The following is a 1,419-nucleotide window of genomic DNA, read 5'->3' on the forward strand; positions in this document are numbered from 1 at the left end:
GATCAGGGCCGGTTTCGGAGCAATCCGAAACCGGCCCTTGATCGTTTTTGGGGACCAGTCGGGGACCAGGCCGCCGTGATCTTGGGGACATCCGGGTGAAGGTAGCGCTGGGTGGTGGTCAGTGAACCGTGGCCGGCGATCCTGCGGAGGACGTGTACTTGGACCCCGGCGTCAGCGAACCAGGTCAACCCGGTGTGCCGGAGGTCGTGGCGACGCAGATGCACCGCCCTCGTTCTTCGTATGCGTCTGACGGTCTGTGTAGTCTGCTATCGGTTCGATGGGCAAGGGCGGTGGATCTCCGGGGGTATGGAGCACCAAAGGGATACGAAGAAGGCGGTCGGCGACAGGCGACGCGGCCCGCAGGTGGAGAACCGGGGGTTCTCCATGCACTGAAGCGGTGAGTCCCTTCTGATGGAACTGATCCGCAGTGGTGCTCCGGGCAACCGGTGGACAACAATCGTCTGAGCGAGAAGCGCCGGTTTGGCTAACCGGCGGAACCAACGAAGCCGCCGCCGACCGGTGTGTTGAGTGAGATCACCACACCACGATGAGGGGCTTCGCCGTGTTACCCCGCCTGACCAGCCCATTTCGCCCAGCTGAGACAGGATGAAAGAAGCCCTCTCAAGCAGTGAAAAATATGTTGATCTCTATACTTTTTGTTCCGAGTTCCGGAATTTCTCCCGCACTCGACAGAGTGTACCGCGACCCTGCGGATCGATATATTATCGTTTTGGGGACCCCAATTTCATTGGGGTCTACCCGGACTTCGGGGCTTGAGACTTTGTAGGTGTTCTCCGTGCGGCTGTAGGAATGCACCGATCTGAACACTTCCTTATCCTTGGTGGTTCGCACTTTAATGACATTTGGGCCACCCTCTCCGAATGCTTTCGATATTCCTGTCTCACGTCTGAAATCTTCCACCGCCTTCCAGGCTTCTTTGCTTTGCGGGTCGAAATATCCTCCTTCTCGGTCTTCGATGGTTGAAGCGGTATGGCTGGGCGTTTCCTGTTCGACAGTCGCCATTTTTCCTTTGTTTACCGGCGTAGTGCCCTCGATTTTTTTCGCATTTTTCCATGCTTGGTATTTGGTGGCGATTTTCTGTGCTGCCTTGGGTGTGTTTTTGGCACCGATCATGCCGCCTGCGGCTCCCCCGGCGAAGCCGGCGATGTCGAGGGCGGTGCGGACGTCGTCGGGGAGGAAGCCGTTGCCGTTGTTGTTGGCCCAGATCTGGTCGGTGGCGGCGACGGCGGCGGCAGCGCCTCCTGCGGCGGCGACGGCGGTGGCTGTCCGGGTGGCGTAGACGGCTGCCCGGGCGGCGAGGGCGGCACCGGCTGCGGGGGCTGCCAGTCCGCCCGTGCCGACGGTGAGGGCGATGCCTCCGAGGGCGAGGGCGAAGTCGAGGTAGGGCATTCCTTCCCA

1 protein-coding gene and 1 pseudogene are annotated in these 1,419 nt (G+C 60.5%); both read right to left on the reverse strand.

Annotated features, from left to right (window positions below):
• Nucleotides 1-68: 68 nt before the first annotated feature.
• A pseudogene (locus EES43_RS27235) lies at nt 69-242 on the reverse strand (tyrosine-type recombinase/integrase); the annotation flags it as partial.
• Nucleotides 243-621: 379 nt separating this feature from the next.
• Nucleotides 622-1,419, reverse strand: a 798-nt coding sequence (locus EES43_RS27240; protein WP_206430134.1) for a hypothetical protein, incomplete at its 5' end; no start/stop codon positions are given.

Origin of the sequence: Streptomyces sp. ADI96-02, from assembly GCF_003846185.1 — a bacterium.
Classification (GTDB): Bacteria; Actinomycetota; Actinomycetes; order Streptomycetales; family Streptomycetaceae; genus Streptomyces.